The 17839-nt window shown below is 67.9% G+C and carries 18 protein-coding genes; 9 read left to right on the forward strand and 9 right to left on the reverse strand.

The features are described from left to right. The first annotated feature begins 160 nt into the window (after positions 1 to 160). Positions 161 to 646: a hypothetical protein gene (locus ACYVKR_RS22810; RefSeq protein WP_460483277.1), complete on the forward strand. Its 486-nt coding sequence runs from the start codon at positions 161 to 163 to the stop codon at positions 644 to 646. A 72-nt stretch (positions 647 to 718) separates the two neighbouring features. Here the strand turns inward: ACYVKR_RS22810 and rpmG are convergent, their stop codons facing one another. From rpmG to trxB, 3 genes are all read right to left on the reverse strand, one after another. After that, entirely contained in the window at positions 719 to 889 is a 171-nt protein-coding gene (gene rpmG / locus ACYVKR_RS22815) for a 50S ribosomal protein L33 (protein WP_460483278.1), read from the reverse strand. A gap of 11 nt (positions 890 to 900) precedes the next feature. Next, entirely contained in the window at positions 901 to 1134 is a 234-nt protein-coding gene (gene rpmB, locus ACYVKR_RS22820) for a 50S ribosomal protein L28 (protein WP_012207163.1), read from the reverse strand. A gap of 210 nt (positions 1135 to 1344) precedes the next feature. Beyond that, complete coding sequence (trxB, locus tag ACYVKR_RS22825; protein WP_460483279.1) at positions 1345 to 2295, reverse strand: thioredoxin-disulfide reductase; 951 nt, start codon at positions 2293 to 2295, stop codon at positions 1345 to 1347. Between the two features lie 281 nt (positions 2296 to 2576). Here trxB and ACYVKR_RS22830 point away from each other — a divergent pair, with 281 nt between their 5' ends. The 3 genes from ACYVKR_RS22830 (at position 2577) to ACYVKR_RS22840 (ending at position 7178) form a co-directional block, all read left to right on the forward strand. Beyond that, positions 2577 to 4976 (forward strand): DNA translocase FtsK, encoded by a 2400-nt coding sequence (locus tag ACYVKR_RS22830; RefSeq protein WP_460483280.1) that lies wholly within the window; start codon positions 2577 to 2579, stop codon positions 4974 to 4976. A gap of 95 nt (positions 4977 to 5071) precedes the next feature. Further along, positions 5072 to 5704 (forward strand): LolA family protein, encoded by a 633-nt coding sequence (gene lolA, locus ACYVKR_RS22835; protein ID WP_460483281.1) that lies wholly within the window; start codon positions 5072 to 5074, stop codon positions 5702 to 5704. 154 nt (positions 5705 to 5858) lie between these two features. Then, positions 5859 to 7178, forward strand: a complete 1320-nt coding sequence (locus ACYVKR_RS22840) for a replication-associated recombination protein A (protein ID WP_460483282.1) — start codon at positions 5859 to 5861, stop codon at positions 7176 to 7178. Positions 7179 to 7192: 14 nt separating this feature from the next. Here ACYVKR_RS22840 and ACYVKR_RS22845 read toward each other — a convergent pair whose 3' ends face one another. Beyond that, positions 7193 to 7492, reverse strand: a complete 300-nt coding sequence (locus ACYVKR_RS22845; RefSeq protein WP_460483283.1) for a hypothetical protein — start codon at positions 7490 to 7492, stop codon at positions 7193 to 7195. Positions 7493 to 7670: 178 nt separating this feature from the next. Between ACYVKR_RS22845 and secA the strand changes: the two genes are divergently transcribed. The 4 genes from secA to ACYVKR_RS22865 all read left to right on the forward strand — a co-directional run bounded on the left by secA (position 7671) and on the right by ACYVKR_RS22865 (position 13218). Next, positions 7671 to 10412: a preprotein translocase subunit SecA gene (secA, locus tag ACYVKR_RS22850; protein WP_460483284.1), complete on the forward strand. Its 2742-nt coding sequence runs from the start codon at positions 7671 to 7673 to the stop codon at positions 10410 to 10412. A gap of 79 nt (positions 10413 to 10491) precedes the next feature. Then, the gene (gene argJ / locus ACYVKR_RS22855) at positions 10492 to 11724 is read left to right on the forward strand and encodes a bifunctional ornithine acetyltransferase/N-acetylglutamate synthase (protein WP_460483285.1); all 1233 of its coding nucleotides are present in this window, start codon (positions 10492 to 10494) and stop codon (positions 11722 to 11724) included. A gap of 124 nt (positions 11725 to 11848) precedes the next feature. Further along, a complete protein-coding gene (locus ACYVKR_RS22860) occupies positions 11849 to 12799 on the forward strand; it encodes an ATP-binding protein (RefSeq protein ID WP_460483286.1) in 951 nt (316 codons plus the stop codon). Then, the gene (locus ACYVKR_RS22865) at positions 12796 to 13218 is read left to right on the forward strand and encodes an NUDIX domain-containing protein (RefSeq protein ID WP_460483287.1); all 423 of its coding nucleotides are present in this window, start codon (positions 12796 to 12798) and stop codon (positions 13216 to 13218) included. The genes ACYVKR_RS22860 and ACYVKR_RS22865 overlap by 4 nt, the downstream gene beginning before the upstream one ends. Positions 13219 to 13259: 41 nt before the next feature. Here the strand turns inward: ACYVKR_RS22865 and ACYVKR_RS22870 are convergent, their stop codons facing one another. Beyond that, positions 13260 to 14156: a DMT family transporter gene (locus ACYVKR_RS22870; RefSeq protein ID WP_460483288.1), complete on the reverse strand. Its 897-nt coding sequence runs from the start codon at positions 14154 to 14156 to the stop codon at positions 13260 to 13262. Between the two features lie 125 nt (positions 14157 to 14281). Between ACYVKR_RS22870 and ACYVKR_RS22875 the strand changes: the two genes are divergently transcribed. Beyond that, entirely contained in the window at positions 14282 to 15217 is a 936-nt protein-coding gene (locus tag ACYVKR_RS22875; protein WP_460483289.1) for a helix-turn-helix domain-containing protein, read from the forward strand. Here the strand turns inward: ACYVKR_RS22875 and arsH are convergent. From arsH to ACYVKR_RS22895, 4 genes are read right to left on the reverse strand one after another with little or no spacing between them, the layout of a single operon-like run. Beyond that, complete coding sequence (gene arsH / locus ACYVKR_RS22880; RefSeq protein ID WP_460483574.1) at positions 15210 to 15917, reverse strand: arsenical resistance protein ArsH; 708 nt, start codon at positions 15915 to 15917, stop codon at positions 15210 to 15212. The genes ACYVKR_RS22875 and arsH overlap by 8 nt on opposite strands. 19 nt (positions 15918 to 15936) lie before the next feature. Next, positions 15937 to 16359 carry a thioredoxin domain-containing protein gene (gene arsC / locus ACYVKR_RS22885; protein WP_460483290.1) on the reverse strand — a complete coding sequence of 141 codons (423 nt, stop codon included), beginning with the start codon at positions 16357 to 16359 and terminating at the stop codon, positions 15937 to 15939. 15 nt (positions 16360 to 16374) lie between these two features. Then, on the reverse strand, positions 16375 to 17460 hold the full coding sequence (gene arsB / locus ACYVKR_RS22890; protein WP_460483291.1) for an ACR3 family arsenite efflux transporter: 1086 nt from the start codon (positions 17458 to 17460) through the stop codon (positions 16375 to 16377). Next, on the reverse strand, positions 17457 to 17786 hold the full coding sequence (locus ACYVKR_RS22895; RefSeq protein WP_460483292.1) for an ArsR/SmtB family transcription factor: 330 nt from the start codon (positions 17784 to 17786) through the stop codon (positions 17457 to 17459). Before ACYVKR_RS22895 ends, arsB begins: the two co-directional genes overlap by 4 nt. Positions 17787 to 17839: the final 53 nt, after the last annotated feature.

The raw sequence follows: 17839 nt of genomic DNA on the forward strand, positions 1-17839 counted from the left end.
GCCGCCACCGCCGCCACCGCCGCCGCCGCCACCTCCGGCTCCAGCGCCATCGGCATCAGCGGTGTCCTACACCTACAACTATCCCCAGGGATCGGGTCAGGGGACGAGTGGTGCAGGGCAGGCTGGGGCGAATGTCAGCTCCAACTCCGGAGGCAACGTCATGACGGGTGGTTCGCAGACCGCGAACAACACCACCAACGTGAACGTGCAGGGGGACACCTACCAGGCCCAGGCACGCAATCCGGTGAGCACGGCATTCGCACCGCCGCTGACCGCGGCCAATGGCACCTGCATGGGCAGCACCAGTGGTGGCGCGCAAGGCGTGGGCTTCGGGCTGTCCTTCGGCTCCACCTGGACGGACAGCAGCTGCGACATGCGCTACGACGCCGAGGCACTGCGAGCGGCAGGCATGCAGCAGGCCGCGCTGGCACGCCTGTGCCAGAAGGCGGAAATCTCGCAGGCCATGCAGGCAGCGGGCACGCCATGCCCGGGCGCCAATGCAGCCAAGTCCACCCAGTCGCCGGCACCGGCACCCACGGCGGCAGGCTCGGCATCAGGCATGTCGTCGGCCAGCGCCGACGGCGTCAACCGGGGCCGCTACTCCTACCCCGCCACGCGGGCGCCGACCTTCTTCAGCTCGCAATGAGCCTGAAGGACTGAGGCAACAAAAAACCGCCATTGCTTGCGCAGTGGCGGTTTTTTTGAGGGAAGGGCCGAATTACTTCAGCTTGATTTCCTTGTACTCGACATGCTTGCGAGCCTTGGGATCAAATTTCTTGATCAGCATCTTCTCGGGCATGGTCTTCTTGTTCTTGGTGGTCGTGTAGAAGTGACCGGTGCCGGCTGTGGATTCCAGCTTGATTTTTTCGCGTCCGCCTTTGGCTGCCATGGTGTAACTCCTTAAGCTTGGCCGCGTGCGCGCAGGTCTGCGAGCACGGAATCAATACCGTTCTTGTCGATCAGGCGCAGGGCAGCGCTCGACACGCGCAGGCGCACCCAGCGGTTTTCGCTCTCGACCCAGAAACGGCGATATTGCAGGTTCGGCAGGAACCGGCGCTTGGTTTTGTTGTTGGCGTGGGAAACGTTGTTTCCCACCATGGGCTTCTTGCCCGTTACTTCGCAAACGCGTGCCATCAGGACACTCCGTAGTTTTTGCACGGCCACCGGTCCTGTTTCGCTGCCGGTTCTCGATGAACCGGCGCTGAACGATCGGCAGCCTCACCTCGCCAATTGAAGGGTGGCGGTAACCCATGTTCACCGCAGGCAGCCGGGGCGGCTGGATCAGCGGTAATGTTGCCCTGTTAAAAGCAAAGCGTTGGATTATAACCGGTTTTGAGGAAAGGCCTATTCCTGTTCCAGGAAGCGCTGGGCATCCAGCGCCGCCATGCAGCCCGTGCCGGCGCTGGTGATGGCCTGGCGGTAGACGTGGTCCTGCACGTCGCCGGCGGCGAACACGCCGGGCACGCTGGTCTGCGTGGCAAAGCCCTTGAGGCCGCCCTGCGTCACGATGTAGCCGTTCTCCATCTCCAGCTGGCCCTGGAAGATGTCGGTGTTCGGGTGGTGGCCGATGGCGATGAAGCAGCCCTGCAGCTGGATGTCCTCGGTGTGGCCGTCCTGGGTGCTCTTGATGCGGATGCCGGTCACGCCCGAAGGGTCGCCCAGCACCTCGTCGAGCGTGAAGTGGGTCTTCAGCTCGATCTTGCCCTTGGCCACCAGGTCCATCATCCGGTCGACCAGGATGGGTTCGGCGCGGAACTTGTCGCGGCGGTGCACCAGCGTGACCTTGCTGGCGATGCCCGCCAGGTACAGCGCCTCCTCGACGGCGGTGTTGCCGCCGCCGACCACGCACACCGGCTGCTCGCGGTAGAAGAAGCCGTCGCAGGTGGCGCAGGCCGAGACGCCGCGGCCCATGAAGGCCTCTTCGGACGGCAGGCCCAGGTACTGGGCCGAGGCGCCGGTGGCGATGATGAGCGAGTCGCAGGTGTAGGTGCCGCTGTCGCCGGTCAGCGTGAACGGGCGCTTGCTGAGGTCGACCTTGTTGATGTGGTCGAACACGATCTCGGTCTGGAAGCGCTGGGCGTGCTCCAGGAAGCGCTGCATCAGCTCGGGGCCCTGCACGCCGTTGACGTCCGCGGGCCAGTTGTCCACCTCGGTGGTCGTCATCAGCTGGCCGCCCTGCGCCATGCCGGTGACGAGCAGCGGCTTGAGGTTGGCGCGCGCGGCATAGACGGCGGCGGTGTAGCCGGCAGGGCCGGAACCCAGGATCAGAACTTTGGCGTGTTGGGTGGTGGACATCTTGTTTTCCGTATCGCGATTCGTGCCCCATAGCTGGGGACAGGGCCGACAGTATCAAGCACCCGCCGCTTCCCCGTGGCCATGTCGGGCATTTGGGCCGCCGTGGGGCGGGGCCGCCACGCCGTCGCAATTGAAAACAATCGTGGCTTGCGCCGGTGTCGGGGTTTTGCTATATATTTGGAAGCTATATGCGCTGGATCAGCAAGCGCTCAATGGCAAAATAATGCAAAACACACTCCATAGCGCCGTCATGGCCATGGGTTAAGCTCTCGCCTCGATTTATGGCTTATTCATCGAACACATTGAACGCGTCGTCGGCCCGCAAACACTCGCTGGCCTCGGGGGTGCGCCGGTTCGGGCACGAGATGGTGCTGGTGGCGACCTTCCTGCTGATGGCGTTCTGGATGGCGGCCATGCTGAGCTATTCGCCCAGCGATCCGGCCTGGTCCACCTCGGGGGCGCAGGCCGGAGGCCAGGTGCACAACTGGATGGGGCGCCTGGGCGCGATGCTGTCGGACGGCAGCTATTTCATGGCGGGTTTCTCGGTGTGGTGGCTGGTGGTGGCCGCGGTGCTGGCCTGGTTCTCGTCGCTGGCGCGCTGGCTGCGCGCGGGCGAGAACCCGCCGGGCGACCCGCGCCCGCTGTGGTGGCGGCGCACGGTGTTCTGGGGCGGGCTGGCGGTGCTGGTGGCTTCGAGCTGCGCACTGGAGTGGTCGCGCCTGTACCGCTTCGAGCCGTCGCTGCCCGGCGCGGCCGGCGGCGTGCTCGGCTACCTGCTGGGCCCGTTGGCCGAGCGCTGGATGGGCTTCTCGGGATCGGGCATCGCCGGCGTGGTGGTGCTGCTGCTGGGCCTGTCGTGGATCCTGGGTTTCTCGTGGGGCCAGATCGCCGAGAAGGTGGGCTCGGTGCTGGAAGGCAGCGTGCACAAGCTGGTCTCGCGCCGCGCCGCCGCGCAGGACAAGGCCGTGGGCCGCAAGGCCGCCAAGGCCCGCGAGGCCGAGGTGTTCGAGACGCGCATCGACCCATCCTCGCTGCTGGACGGCCCGGTGGAGCATTCGTTCGAGCCGCCGATGAGCCGCGCCATGCCCGATCCGGTGCACATCGCCGAGCCGGCCAAGCCCCAGGCCCAGCCCAGCGCCCGGGTCATCAAGGAGCGGCAGAAGCCCTTGTTCAATGAGTTGCGCGACACCCGGCTGCCGCAGGTCGACCTGCTGGATGCGGCGCCCAAGGCGCAGGAAACCATGTCGGTCGAGACGCTGGAGATGACCAGCCGCCTGATCGAGAAGAAGCTCAAGGACTTCGGCGTCGAGGTGCGCGTGGTCGAGGCGGCGCCCGGCCCGGTCATCACCCGCTACGAGATCGAGCCGGCCACCGGCGTCAAGGGCTCGCAGGTGGTCAACCTGGCCAAGGACCTGGCGCGCTCGCTGTCGCTGGTGTCGATCCGCGTGGTCGAGACCATTCCGGGCAAGAACTTCATGGCGCTGGAGCTGCCCAACGCCCGGCGCCAGACGATCCGGCTGACCGAGATCCTCGGCTCGCACGAGTACCACGAGGCCAAGAGCCTGCTGACCATGGGCCTGGGCAAGGACATCGTGGGCAAGCCGGTGGTGGCCGACCTGGCCAAGATGCCGCATTGCCTGGTGGCGGGCACGACCGGTTCGGGCAAGTCGGTGGGTATCAACGCCATGATCCTGTCGCTGCTGTACAAGGCCGAGGCCAAGGACGTGCGCCTGTTGATGATCGACCCCAAGATGCTGGAAATGTCGGTCTACGAAGGCATTCCGCACCTGCTGTGCCCGGTGGTGACCGACATGAAGCAGGCCGCCCACGGCCTGAACTGGTGCGTGGCCGAGATGGAGCGCCGCTACAAGCTGATGAGCAAGCTGGGCGTGCGCAACCTGGCCGGCTACAACACCAAGATCGACGACGCCGCGGCGCGCGAGGAAAGCATCCCCAACCCCTTCAGCCTGACGCCCGAATCGCCCGAGCCGCTGTCGCGCCTGCCGCACATCGTGGTGGTGATCGACGAGTTGGCCGACCTGATGATGGTGGTGGGCAAGAAGATCGAGGAGCTGATCGCCCGCCTGGCGCAGAAGGCGCGCGCGGCCGGCATCCACCTGATCCTGGCCACCCAGCGCCCGAGCGTCGACGTGATCACCGGCCTCATCAAGGCCAACATCCCCACGCGCATCGCCTTCCAGGTGTCGAGCAAGATCGACAGCCGCACCATCCTCGACCAGATGGGCGCCGAGGCGCTGCTCGGCATGGGCGACATGCTCTACATGGCCAGCGGCACCGGCCTGCCGGTGCGCGTGCACGGCGCCTTCGTCTCGGATGAGGAAGTGCACCGCGTCGTCAGCTACCTCAAGGAGCAGGGCGAGCCCGACTACATCGAGGGCATCCTCGACGGCGGCGCCGGCGAGGGCGATTCCGGCTTTGGCGACGACGAGGGCGGCGGCGGTGGCGGCGGTGAGAAGGACCCGATGTACGACCAGGCCGTCGAGATCGTGCTCAAGGACCGCAAGGCCAGCATCTCCTACGTGCAGCGCAAGCTGCGCATCGGCTACAACCGCTCGGCCAACCTGCTCGAGCAGATGGAGAAGGCCGGCCTGGTCAGCTCGCTCACCAGCAGCGGCCAGCGCGATGTGCTGGTGCCGTTCCGCGGCGGCGGTGACGAATAGACACGCTGGCCCGCCGTCCCGTAAATTTGGGTGAACCCGGGCACTTGGCTGCCCCGCCCGGACTCTGAACCCCCATGCATCCCGAAAGGAACACCATGAAGCACTGGATGGCCGCCGCCGCGCTGGCCGGCATCAGCACCTGGGCGCAGGCCGACGGCCTGCAGAGCCTGGAGCAGTTCATGAAAAGCTCGCAGGCCGGCCAGGCCGAGTTCACGCAGACGGTGACCTCGCCGCCCAAGGAAGGCCAGGCGCCGCGCAGCAAGACCTCGAGCGGCAGCTTCGCCTTCCAGCGGCCGGGCAAGTTCAAGTTCGTCTACCACAAGCCTTTCGAGCAGACCATCGTGGCCGACGGGCAGACGCTGAGCCTCTACGACGTGGACCTGAACCAGGTCACGCAGCGCCAGCAGAGCAAGGCCCTGGGCCAGACGCCCGCGGCGCTGCTGGCCTCGGCCGCCAGCCTGTCGGCGCTGAAGGCCGAGTTCGACCTGGCCAACGCCCCCGAGGCCGACGGCCAGCAGTGGGTGCAGGCCACGCCCAAGGCGCAGGACGGCCAGCTCAAGCGCGTGCGCGTCGGCTTCAAGGGCGACGCGCTGCAGACGCTGGAGATCGAGGACGGCTTCGGCCAGCGCTCGGTGGTGCGCTTCAGCAACTTCAGCACCGCGCCGTCGCTGCCGGCCTCGACCTTCGAATTCAAGGTGCCCGCCGGGGCGGACGTGGTCAAGCAGTAGCCTTCTGCAGTTTTGATAGCTGCTGGCGCTTGATGGCATTGGTTTTCAATGATGAATATATTGAGAATCGCCATGCAGCAAGCGCTGGTAGCTATGGTATTTGACAGCCTGCCCGGCGCGCCCCGGCTTCCCTGCTACGATCCGGGGCATTGCCATGAAAGCTCCCGCCTCTCCCCACCAGCCGCTGGCTGAACAGCTGCGTCCCACCAAGCTCTCCGAGGTCATCGGCCAGCAGCACCTGCTCGGGCCGGGCATGCCGCTGCGGCTGGCCTTCGAGTCGGGGCGGCCGCACAGCTGCATCCTCTGGGGCCCGCCGGGCGTGGGCAAGACCACGATCGCGCGGCTGATGGCCGACGCCTTCGACGCGCAGTTCATCTCCATCAGCGCCGTGCTCGGCGGCGTCAAGGACATCCGCGAGGCCGTGCAGCAGGCCGAGATCGCCCGCGACGGGCTGATGCAGCAGCGCACCCTGGTCTTCGTCGACGAGGTGCACCGCTTCAACAAGAGCCAGCAGGACGCGTTTCTGCCGCATGTGGAAAGCGGCCTGTTCACCTTCATCGGCGCCACCACCGAGAACCCCTCGTTCGAGGTCAACTCGGCGCTGCTGTCGCGCGCGGCCGTCTACGTGCTGCAGGCGCTGTCTGGCGACGACCTGAAGCAGATCGTGGCGCTGGCCCAGGAGCGGCAAGCGGTGCCAGCTATCGAAACCGAAGCGGCCGAGCGCCTGATCGCCTACGCCGACGGCGACGCCCGGCGCCTGCTGAACACGCTGGAAACCCTGGCCATGGCGGCGGGGCAGGAAAAGCTCGCCACCATCACCGACGCCTGGCTGCTGCGCGTGCTGGGCGAGCGCATGCGCCGCTACGACAAGGGCGGCGAGCAGTTCTACGACACCATCAGCGCGCTGCACAAATCGGTGCGCGGCTCCGACCCCGATGCGGCGCTGTACTGGTTCACCCGCATGCTCGACGGCGGCGCCGACCCGCGCTACCTGGCGCGCCGCATCGTGCGCATGGCCTGGGAGGACATCGGCCTGGCCGACCCGCGCGCCATGCAGATGTGCAACGACGCGGCCGCCACCTACGAGCGCCTGGGCAGCCCCGAGGGCGAGTTGGCGCTGGCCCAGGCCGTGCTCTACCTGGCCGTGGCGCCCAAGAGCAACGCCGGCTACAAGGCCTACAACCAGGCCAAGGCCTTCGTCAAGCAGGACGGCACCCGCCCCGTGCCCCTGCACCTGCGCAACGCGCCGACCAAGCTGATGAAGGAGCTGGACTACGGCAAGGACTACCGCTACGCGCACGACGAGGCGGACGGTTTTGCCGCCGGCGAGCACTACTTTCCCGAGGACATGGTGCCGCCGCGCTTCTACGAGCCGGTGCCGCGCGGGCTGGAGATCAAGATCGGCGCCAAGCTCGACGAGCTGCGCGCCCGCAATGCGGCCGCCGGCGAATCCGATAAATCACCCGGGGAATAAAGAAAGAGAAAGCCCTAGCGCAGCACGCGCACCCGCACCTCGGTAGTCGGGTAGCCCTTGACGCGCAGGTGCGCGGCCATGGCCGGCAGCAGCTGCTTGAGCTTGGCGGCGCAGGCCGGGTTGGCCACCAGCAGGCACCAGGCGTCGCCCTCCAGCGGGCCGGGGCGGATGGACTTGCGCAGCATCGGCGGGATCAGGAACTCGACCTGGCGGTAGCGCTCGCTGGATTCGCGCGTCAGCGCCACCAGGTGCGCGAGCGTGGGCGACGACTCGGCGGCCTGTTCGAGGGTGATGGCGTGGTGGCGGCGCTGCATGGGATGGCTATTCTAGGCTCTACACAGGGGCGCCATGGGGCGGCTGTAGAATCTGCGGTTTGGCAGAACGGGGCAGGGACTTGCATTGGGTCCCCCCAGCCCCATCTGAAGCAAAACTCATCAAAGGGATTCAGGTCGCACCGCGCGGCGTTAGCGCGCAGGCTGTGATCGTGCTCGAATGGCCACCAATTTCTTCACCAAAATTTTCGGCAGCCGCAATGACCGGCTGCTCAAGCAATACCGCAAGACCGTCGCCCGCATCAATGCGATGGAGCCGGAATACGAGAAGCTCAGCGACGAGCAGTTGCGCCAGAAAACCGAGGAATTCAAGGGCCGCGTCGCCAATGGCGAATCGCTGGACAACCTGCTGCCCGAGGCCTTTGCCGTGGTGCGCGAGGGCTCCAAGCGCGTGATGAAGATGCGCCACTTCGACGTGCAGCTGCTGGGCGGCATGGCGCTGCACTACGGCAAGATCGCCGAAATGCGCACCGGCGAGGGCAAGACCCTGACCGGCACGCTGCCGGTCTACCTGAACGCGCTGGCCGGCAAGGGCGTGCACGTGGTGACGGTGAACGACTACCTCGCCAGCCGCGACGCGACCTGGATGGGCCGGCTGTACAACTTCCTGGGCCTGTCGGTGGGCATCAACCTCTCGCAGCTGCCCAAGCACGAGAAGCAGGCCGCCTACGGCTCGGACATCACCTACGGCACCAACAACGAGTACGGCTTCGACTACCTGCGCGACAACATGGTGCAGGACAAGTCCGAGCGCGTGCAGCGCGGGCTGAACTACGCCATCGTCGACGAGGTGGACTCCATCCTGATCGACGAGGCGCGCACGCCGCTGATCATCTCAGGCCAGGCCGAGGACCACACCCAGCTCTACATGGCCATGCGCGAAGTCGTGCCGCTGCTGGAGCGCCAGGAGGGCGAGGCCGACCCGCGCACCGGTGAGGGCGTGACCAAGCCGGGCGACTTCACCGTCGACGAGAAGGGCCACCAGATCCACCTGACCGAGCAGGGCTACGAGGCGGCCGAGCGCATCCTGGCCACCAAGGGCATGATCGCCGAGGGCGCGTCGCTGTACGACCCGGCCAACATTTCGCTGGTGCACCAGCTCTACGCCGCGCTGCGCGCCCAGCACCTGTACCACCGCGACCAGCACTACGTGGTGCAGAACGGCGAGGTGGTGATCGTCGACGAATTCACCGGCCGCCTGATGTCGGGCCGCCGCTGGAGCGAGGGCCTGCACCAGGCCGTCGAGGCCAAGGAAGGCGTGGAGATCCAGGCCGAGAACCAGACGCTGGCCTCGATCACCTTCCAGAACTACTTCCGCCTGTACGGCAAGCTCGGCGGCATGACCGGCACGGCCGACACCGAGGCCTATGAATTCCAGGAAATCTACGGCCTCGAGACCGTGGTGATCCCGCCCAACCGCCCGAGCAAGCGCGACGACCAGCTCGACCGCGTCTACAAGACCACGCCCGAGAAGTACGCGGCCGCGATCCAGGACATCCGCGAATGCTACGAGCGCGGCCAGCCAGTGCTGGTGGGTACCACGTCGATCGAGAACTCCGAGATCATCGACGAGCTGCTCAACAAGGAAAAGCTGCCGCACCAGGTGCTGAACGCCAAGCACCACGAGCGCGAGGCCGACATCGTGGCCCAGGCCGGCCGCCCCGGCATGATCACCATCGCCACCAACATGGCGGGCCGCGGCACCGACATCGTGCTGGGCGGCAACATCGAGAAGCAGATCGCGGCCATCGAGGCCGACGAGGCGCTGTCCGAATCCGAGCGCACCCGCAAAGCAGAGGAACTGCGCGCGCAGTGGAAGCTGGACCACGAGAAGGTCACCGCGCTGGGCGGCCTGCGTATCATCGCCACCGAGCGCCACGAGTCGCGCCGCATCGACAACCAGCTGCGCGGCCGCTCGGGCCGCCAGGGCGACCCCGGCTCCTCGCGCTTCTACCTGAGCCTGGACGACGCGCTGATGCGCATCTTCGCCGGCGACCGCGTCAAGGCCATCATGGAGCGGCTGAAGATGCCCGACGGCGAGGCCATCGAGGCCGGCATCGTCACCCGCAGCATCGAGAGCGCGCAGCGCAAGGTCGAGGCGCGCAACTTCGACATCCGCAAGCAATTGCTCGAGTACGACGACGTCTCGAACGACCAGCGCAAGGTGATCTACCAGCAGCGCAACGAGATCCTCGACACCGACGACCTGGCCCCGATGATCGACGGCATGCGCGACAGCACGCTGGCCGACCTGGTGCGCCAGTACGTGCCCGAGCAGTCGATGGAAGAACAGTGGGACATCGCCGGCCTCGAGAAGACGCTGCGCGAGGAATGGCACATCGAGCTGCCGCTGTCGCAGATGGTCGAGGGCTCCGAGTCGCTGACCGACGAGGAGATCGAGGAAGCCGTGGTCGCCGAGGGCGCGCGCCTGTTCGCCGCCAAGCTGGAGCTGGTGGACAAGGGCCACTTCATGCACTTCATCCGCGCGGTGATGCTGCAGACCTTCGACTCGACCTGGCGCGACCACCTGGCCGCGCTGGACTACCTGCGCCAGGGCATCCACCTGCGCGGCTACGCGCAGAAGCAGCCCAAGCAGGAGTACAAGCGCGAGGCCTTCGAGCTGTTCCGCCAGCTGATCGACCAGGTCAAGACCCAGGTCACCAAGGTGCTGATGACCGTGCAGGTGCAGTCGCCCGAGCAGCTCGACCAGGCCGCCGAGCAGATCGAGCAGAGCAATGCCCGCCTCGACGTCTCGTACAGCGGCAGCGATGCCCCGGCGGCCGACGACGAACCGCTGGCCCCGCTGCCCGACGAGCTGCAGAACGCGCGCATCGGCCGCAACGACCCCTGCCCCTGCGGCAGCGGCAAGAAGTACAAGCAGTGCCACGGTAAACTTTCCTGATTGCCGATGGCCTCCGCAAACACGGGCCCCGAAGCTATTTGGGGCCCGTTTTTTTCATGAACTTACCTCCGAGACCGATATGCCTGTGAATCTCAGCGCTCCCGTGGCCCAAGACCTTGCCCCCATCGCCGGCGTGCGCATCGGCGTTGCCGAGGCGGGTGTGCGCAAGGCCAACCGCAAGGACCTGACCGTCTTCCTGCTCGACGAGGGCTGCCACGTGGCGGGCGTGTTCACGAGCAACCGCTTCTGCGCCGCGCCGGTGCAGGTGTGCCGTGAGCATTTGAGCGCCGCCGGCAACGCGGTGCGCGCCATCGTCATCAACACCGGCAACGCCAACGCCGGCACCGGCGCCGACGGCCTGGCCCGCGCCCGCGCCACCTGCGATGCGCTGGCCGGCCTGCTGAAGATCGAGCCGCGCCAGGTGCTGCCGTTCTCCACCGGCGTCATCATGGAGCCGCTGCCGGTCGAGCGCATCACGGCCGGCCTGCCCGCCGCGATCGCCGATGCACAGCCCGCGCACTGGGCCAAGGCGGCCGAGGGCATCATGACCACCGACACCATCCCCAAGGCCTTCTCGGCCAGCGCGGTGGTGGGCGGCAAGACCGTGCATGTCACCGGCATCAGCAAGGGCGCCGGCATGATCCGCCCCAACATGGCGACCATGCTCAGCTTTTTGGCGACCGACGCCTGCATCAGCCCCGCGCTGCTGCCCGCGCTGGCCAAGCGCCTGGCCGACCAGTCGTTCAACCGCATCACCATCGACGGGGACACCTCGACCAACGACTCCTTCGTGGTCGTGGCCAGCAACCAGGCGGGCAATGCGCCCGTCACCGACTGGGCCACGCCCGACGGCGAGGCGCTGCTGGTGGCGCTGACCGAGGTGGCGCAGAAGCTGGCCCAGGCCATCGTGCGCGACGGCGAGGGCGCGACCAAGTTCATCGAGATCCAGGTCGAACAGGGCAAAAACGAGGACGAATGCCGCCTGGTGGCCTACGCGATCGCGCATTCGCCGCTGGTCAAGACCGCCTTCTTCGCCAGCGACCCGAACCTGGGCCGCATCCTGGCGGCGGTGGGCTACGCGGGCATCGCCGACCTGGACCAGACCGGCATCGAGCTGTTCCTGGACGACGTGCACGTGGCCACCCAGGGCGGCCGCAACCCCAGCTACCAAGAGGCCGATGGCCAGCGCGTGATGAAGCAGAGCGAGATCGTGGTGCGCGTGCAGCTTGGCCGCGGAGACGCCCGGGCGACGGTCTGGACTTGCGACCTGAGCCACGACTATGTGAGCATCAACGCCGACTACCGCTCCTGATTGCTATTCTTAGGGGAGCTGCTGGCGCTCATTCAGCAAGGATTTCAAATGGATTGGTATCTGAAATCCTTATGCATCAAGCGTCAACAGCTCCTGAAATGATTGCTATATCTACCGTTCTGCCATGACTAACTCTCCGATTTCCCCGCTGGAGCGCCTGGTCGCCCGCGCCGAGCAGCTGATGCAGCGCATCGAGGCCGTGCTGCCCCAGGCGCTGCACGCGCCCACCGACTGGAGCGAAGCGATCGCCTGGCGCTACCGCAAGCGCGCCAACGGCTGCGGCGCGCTCGAACCGGTGCGCCACGTCGGCGCGATGCAACTGTCCGACCTGCAGAACATCGACGGCCAGAAGGACAAGATCGCGCGCAACACCGAGCAGTTCGTCACCGGCCGCACCGCCAACAACGTGCTGCTGACGGGCGCGCGCGGCACCGGCAAGTCCTCGCTGATCCGCGCCTGCCTGCACGCCTACGCGCCCCAGGGCCTGCGCCTGATCGAGGTGGACAAGGCCGACCTGACCGACCTGCCCGACATCGTCGAGGTCGTCGCCAGCCGGCCCGAGAAGTTCATCATCTACTGCGACGACCTGAGCTTCGAGGAGGGCGAGCCCGGCTACAAGGCCATGAAGTCCATCCTGGACGGCTCGGTCTCGGCCGCCACGCCGAACGTGCTGGTCTACGCCACCAGCAACCGCCGCCACCTGCTGCCCGAGTACATGAGCGAGAACCTGCAAAGCTCGCGCGGCGACGACGGCGAGATCCACCCCGGCGAGGTGGTCGAGGAAAAGATCTCGCTGTCCGAGCGCTTCGGCCTGTGGGTCAGCTTCTACCCCTTCAGCCAGGACGAGTACCTGCGCGTCGTCGCGCAGTGGCTGTCGGCGCTGGGCCTGCCGCAGGCCGAGATCGAGGCCGCGCGCGCCGAGGCCCTGGTCTGGGCGCTGGAGCGCGGCTCGCGCAGCGGCCGCGTGGCGCACCAGTTCGCCCGCGACTGGGCCGGCCGCGCCGAGCGCGACGATGCCGCGCGCAACCGCATCGCCGATGCCGACGACCTGCAGGAAGAGGCGGAGGGCGAATGAGCGAGCCCCAAACCCAGCAGACGCCACGCAAGCACACCGAGGTCGCGGTCGGCATCCTGATCCGCGAGGGCGGCGAGTTCCTGCTCTCGTCGCGGCCCGAAGGCAAGCCCTATGCCGGCTACTGGGAGTTCCCCGGCGGCAAGCTCGAGGCCGGCGAGACCGTGGAGCAGGCGCTGCGCCGCGAGCTGATCGAGGAGCTGGGCGTGACCATTGGCGCCGCCGAGGTCTGGCGCGTGACCGAGCACGACTACCCCCACGCGCTGGTGCGCCTGCACTGGTGCAAGGTGCACGCCTGGAGCGGCGAGTTCGAGATGCGCGAAGGCCAGTCCATGCAGTGGCAGCGCTTTCCGGTCACGGTGGAGCCGGTGCTGCCCGGCGCCTACCCGGTGCTCGACTGGCTGCAGACCGAAGGGGCTTGAGCCAAATCGGCCTCTGGTGCCCATGCAGCAAGCGTGGGCAGCTATGTTTTTTGTAGAGAGGCCGGCGCCAGCCAGCGCGGCGGCCTGAAGACCAGCACATTGCCCGCCATCACCAGCAGCAGCCCGGCCAGGCCCAGCGCCGTCCACCGGTAGCCCTCGGCCAGCGCCGAGATATTGAGCGCGACGATGGGGAACAGCACTGTTGCATAGGCCGCCTTCTCCGGCCCCAGCCGGCCCACCAGCGTCAGGTAGGCGGTGAAGCCGATGACCGAGCCGGGAATCGCCAGGTAGAGCAGGGCGCCGCCATAGCGCCAGCTGGCGTCGAAGTTCCACGGCAGCCCCGCCAGCAGCGCGTAGCCGCCCAGCAGCAGCGTGCCCGCGAGCATGCCCCAGGCATTGGTCTGCAGCGGCCGCCAGCCCAGCTGCTGCAGCGAGGCCGACAGCATGTTGCCGCCCGAAAAGCAAAGCGTGCCGCCCAGCGCCCAGAGCAGGCCCTGCCAGCTGGCATGCCCGCCGCCCTGGCGCAGCTCGGGCCAGAACAGCACGGCGAGGCCGGCCAGGCCCAGTGCACCGCCCGCCATCACGTTGGGCGCCAGCCTGCGGCCATAGATGAGCCGCGCCAGCAGCGCGTTCCAGAGGCTGGCGCTGGAGAAGACCACGGCCGCCAGGCCGCTGGCCAGCGTCTCGCTGGCGTGCATGAAGCACACGAAGTTCAGGCTGAACAGGCACAGCCCCTGGCCCAGCACCCGCGGCACGGCCGGGCCGCGCGGCACGCGCCACTGGCGCGAGACAGCCATCCAGGCGAACAGCAGCAGCGCCGCCAGGCCAAAGCGGTAGGCGATGGAAATCTCCACCGGCACGGCGCCCAGCTGCAGCTTCAGCGCAATCCAGGTGGAGCCCCAGATCAGCACGACCAGGGCACAGAGAAACAGCGTCATGGCAAGCCATCGAATCACCAACAGGCCGCGATGGTGGCACCGGCCGCGCCGTGGCGATGGCAGATTCCTGCGGTTTTGTGCGCCGCACCAGGGCGGTGGCGGCGGGCTGGCGCGACAATCGCGGCATGCATTCCACCGCACCGCCGCCCAGCCTGCCCGCCAGCCATGTCGGCGCGGTGCTGGGGCGCTCGCGGGCCCGCATGCAGCGCCACGCGCGGCTGCATGCGGGGCTGTCGCTGGCCCTGTGGGCCAACCGCGACGACGAGGTGGGCTACAGCCGCCAGGGCCACCACACGCTGTCGGTCTACCTGGCGGGCGGGCACGGCTCGCAGCTGCAGGGCCAGCCGCAGGCGCTGGGCGCGCCGGGGCGCTACTGCGTGCTGCCGGCCGAGCACGAATCGCGCTGGCTGGTGCGCGCGCCGGTGCAGTTCCTGCACCTGTATATCTCCGACCTGGCCTGGGCCGACCGCGTGGTGCGCCTGCTCGACGCCGAGCCGCGCGGCCGCACGCTGGTGCCGGCGATCTACGCCCAGGACGCTTGCTACGACCAGTGGGCGCAGTCGTTGTGGCGGCTGGACTGGGCGAGCGAGGGCGACGCGCTGCTGGCCGACGCCCTGAGCCAGCAGGTGCTGGACCGGCTGGTGCTGCAGTCGGCCACGCCGCGCCAGCGCCAGGCGCTGCAGCGTCCGCTGGGCGGGCTGTCGGCGGCGGCCCGGCGCCGGGTGCTGGAGCATGTGGAGGCGCACCTGGCCGACAGCGGCGCGCTCACCCTGACCGCGCTGGCGCATGTCGCCCATCTGTCCGAATACCATTTCGCGCGCATGTTCCGCCAGAGCATGGGCTGCACCGTGCATGCCTGGGTGCTGTGGCGCCGCGTGGAGCGCGCGCGCCAGGCGTTGGCCGCGCCGGGCCAGCCGCCCCGGCTGGAGCTGCTGGCGCAGGCCTGCGGCTTTTCGAGCGCCAGCCACCTGGTGCGCTGCTTTCGCGCGCAGGCGGGCGTCACGCCGGCACAGTTCGCGCAGTGGCGGCGGGGCGCGGCGCGAGCGTCAGGTATCAGATAGCGGCTTGCTGCACGCGTCGGCTCAGTGCCTCGGCGCTTTCCTTGCGCTCGCTGTAGCGGTCGACCAGGTAGGGCGCGGCATCGCGCGTGAGCAGCGTGAACTTCATCAGCTCCTCCATCACGTCCACGATGCGGTCGTAGTAGGCCGAGGGCTTCATGCGCCCGGCCTCGTCGAATTCCTGCCAGGCCTTGGCGACCGAGGACTGGTTGGGGATGGTCAGCATGCGCATCCAGCGGCCCAGCACGCGCATCTGGTTGACGGCGTTGAAGGATTGCGAGCCGCCCGAGACCTGCATCACCGCCAGCGTCTTGCCCTGCGTCGGGCGCACCGCGCCGGCCGACAGCGGAATCCAGTCGATCTGGGTCTTCATCAGGCCGGTCATGGCGCCGTGGCGCTCGGGCGAGCTCCACACCATGCCCTCGGCCCACTGCGCCAGCGCGTGCAGCTCCTGGACCTTGGGGTGGTCGGCGGGCGCGTCGTCCACCAGCGGCAGGCCCGAGGGGTTGAACGTGCGCGTCTCGCCGCCGAGCGCGCGCAGGATGCGGGCCGCTTCCTCGGCGGCCAATCGGCTGAACGAGCGCTCGCGCAGCGAGCCGTAGAGCAGCAGAAAACGCGGCGCGTGCGTGGCGCGCTGCGGCGCGAAGAGTTGCTGCGTATCGGGCCGCTGGAACAGCGCGGGGTCGAGGTGGGGCAGGTCCATGTCACTGTTGATGTGGGGCTCAGACACGGCGGCCCTCCGCGTCCACCACGGCTTCACCGTCTTCCTTGCGGAAGGCGCCGCGCTGCGGCTGCGGCAGGATGTCCAGCACGGTTTCCGACGGCCGGCACAGGCGCGTGCCCAGCGGCGTGACGACGATGGGCCGGTTGATGAGGATGGGGTGCTGCAGCATGAAGGCTATCAGCTGCTCGTCGCTCCACTGCGGATCGCCCAGGCCGAGTTCGGCGTAGGGCGTGCCCTTCTCGCGCAGCACCGCGCGCACCGGCACGCCCATGGCGGCGATCAGCGCCGTCAGCGTGGCTCGGTCGGGCGGGGTCTTCAGGTACTCGATGACGGTGGGCTCCTCGCCGCTGTTGCGGATCAGGGCCAGCACGTTGCGTGAGGTGCCGCAGTCGGGGTTGTGGTAGATGGTGATGTTGCTCATGGTGGCTTGCCTGGGTTAGCGGGAGGAAGGGTTCGGGCCGCGTTCGTACCAGCCGCGCGAGCGGTTGACCACGCGCACCACCAGCAGCATCACCGGCACCTCGATCAGCACGCCGACCACGGTGGCCAGCGCCGCGCCGGACTGGAAGCCGAACAGGCTAATGGCCGCGGCCACGGCCAGCTCGAAGAAGTTGGAGGCGCCGATCAGCGCCGACGGGCAGGCGATGCGGTGCTGCTCGCCCAGCCGGCGGTTGAGCCAGTAGGCCAGCCCCGAGTTGAACAGCACCTGGATCAGGATCGGCACGGCCAGCATGGCGATCACCAGCGGCTGGCGCAGGATGGCCTCGCCCTGGAAGGCGAACAGCAGCACCAGCGTGAGCAGCAGCGCGGCCATGGACAGCGGGCCGATGCGGGCCAGCGCGGCATCGAAGGCGGCCTGGCCCCGGCGCAGCAGCGTGCGGCGCCACAGCTGCGCGAGGATGACCGGGATCACGATATAGAGCAGCACCGACACCAGCAGCGTGTTCCAGGGCACGCTGATGGACGACAGGCCCAGCAGCAGGCCGACGATGGGCGCAAAGGCGAAGACCATGATGGTGTCGTTCAGCGCCACCTGCGACAGCGTGAACACCGGGTCGCCGCCGGTCAGCCGGCTCCAGACGAAGACCATGGCCGTGCAGGGTGCGGCGGCCAGCAGGATCAGGCCGGCGATGTAGCTGTCCAGCTGGTCGGCGGGCAGCCAGGCGGCAAAGACATGGCGCACGAACAGCCAGCCCAGCAGGGCCATCGAGAACGGCTTGACGGCCCAGTTGATGAACAGCGTCACGCCTATGCCGCGCCAGTGCTGCCCGACCTGGCCCAGCGCGCCGAAGTCCACCTTGAGCAGCATGGGGATGACCATCACCCAGATCAGCAGGCCGACCGGCAGGTTGACCTGGGCGACCTCGAGGCGGCCGATGGCCTGGAACACGCCAGGCGCGAACTGGCCCAGGGCCACGCCCAGCACGATGCACAGGAACACCCACAGCGTCAGGTAGCGCTCGAAGGCAGGCATGGAGGAGGCAGCCGGCGAGCAGCTGGACGTGGGGACAGTGGTATTCATGGGCAGCAGGAAGGAGCGTTGGTGTCGTTGACTTCGCAGGTGCCGCCCTGGCAGCAGTGCTCGGTCAGGTAGCCGAGCAGGCCGTTCATCTGCGGGAAGTCGGCGCGGTAGATCAGGTTGCGGCCCTGCTGCTCGATGGTGACCAGGCCGGCGTTGGCCAGTTCCTTCAGGTGGAAGGACAGGGCGTTGCGGGCCACGTCGAGCTGCTCGGCCAGCACGCTGGGCGTCAACCCGGCGGGGCCGGCGACGACCAGGGCGCGAAAGACCCGCAGGCGCTGGGCGTGGGCCAGGGCGCCGAGGGCGGAGACGGCTTGGGTTTCGTTCATGATTCAATAATACAATGTTTATTGAATTAAATGCGATCGATGCCGGGAAGCAC

This window comes from Comamonas humi (assembly GCF_054782535.1).

Coding starts and splice junctions, on each gene's coding strand:
- lolA (WP_460483281.1), top strand. CDS start 5,072: ATGAAGCACTGGATGGCCGCCGCCGCGCTGGCCGGCATCAGCACCTGG.
- ACYVKR_RS22895 (WP_460483292.1), bottom strand. CDS start 17,786: ATGAACGAAACCCAAGCCGTCTCCGCCCTCGGCGCCCTGGCCCACGCC.
- ACYVKR_RS22830 (WP_460483280.1), top strand. CDS start 2,577: ATGGCTTATTCATCGAACACATTGAACGCGTCGTCGGCCCGCAAACAC.
- secA (WP_460483284.1), top strand. CDS start 7,671: ATGGCCACCAATTTCTTCACCAAAATTTTCGGCAGCCGCAATGACCGG.
- rpmB (WP_012207163.1), bottom strand. CDS start 1,134: ATGGCACGCGTTTGCGAAGTAACGGGCAAGAAGCCCATGGTGGGAAAC.
- ACYVKR_RS22845 (WP_460483283.1), bottom strand. CDS start 7,492: ATGCAGCGCCGCCACCACGCCATCACCCTCGAACAGGCCGCCGAGTCG.
- ACYVKR_RS22865 (WP_460483287.1), top strand. CDS start 12,796: ATGAGCGAGCCCCAAACCCAGCAGACGCCACGCAAGCACACCGAGGTC.
- ACYVKR_RS22870 (WP_460483288.1), bottom strand. CDS start 14,156: ATGACGCTGTTTCTCTGTGCCCTGGTCGTGCTGATCTGGGGCTCCACC.
- ACYVKR_RS22810 (WP_460483277.1), top strand. CDS start 161: ATGACGGGTGGTTCGCAGACCGCGAACAACACCACCAACGTGAACGTG.
- arsC (WP_460483290.1), bottom strand. CDS start 16,359: ATGAGCAACATCACCATCTACCACAACCCCGACTGCGGCACCTCACGC.
- rpmG (WP_460483278.1), bottom strand. CDS start 889: ATGGCAGCCAAAGGCGGACGCGAAAAAATCAAGCTGGAATCCACAGCC.
- arsB (WP_460483291.1), bottom strand. CDS start 17,460: ATGAATACCACTGTCCCCACGTCCAGCTGCTCGCCGGCTGCCTCCTCC.
- arsH (WP_460483574.1), bottom strand. CDS start 15,917: ATGGACCTGCCCCACCTCGACCCCGCGCTGTTCCAGCGGCCCGATACG.
- ACYVKR_RS22875 (WP_460483289.1), top strand. CDS start 14,282: ATGCATTCCACCGCACCGCCGCCCAGCCTGCCCGCCAGCCATGTCGGC.
- trxB (WP_460483279.1), bottom strand. CDS start 2,295: ATGTCCACCACCCAACACGCCAAAGTTCTGATCCTGGGTTCCGGCCCT.
- argJ (WP_460483285.1), top strand. CDS start 10,492: ATGCCTGTGAATCTCAGCGCTCCCGTGGCCCAAGACCTTGCCCCCATC.
- ACYVKR_RS22860 (WP_460483286.1), top strand. CDS start 11,849: ATGACTAACTCTCCGATTTCCCCGCTGGAGCGCCTGGTCGCCCGCGCC.
- ACYVKR_RS22840 (WP_460483282.1), top strand. CDS start 5,859: ATGAAAGCTCCCGCCTCTCCCCACCAGCCGCTGGCTGAACAGCTGCGT.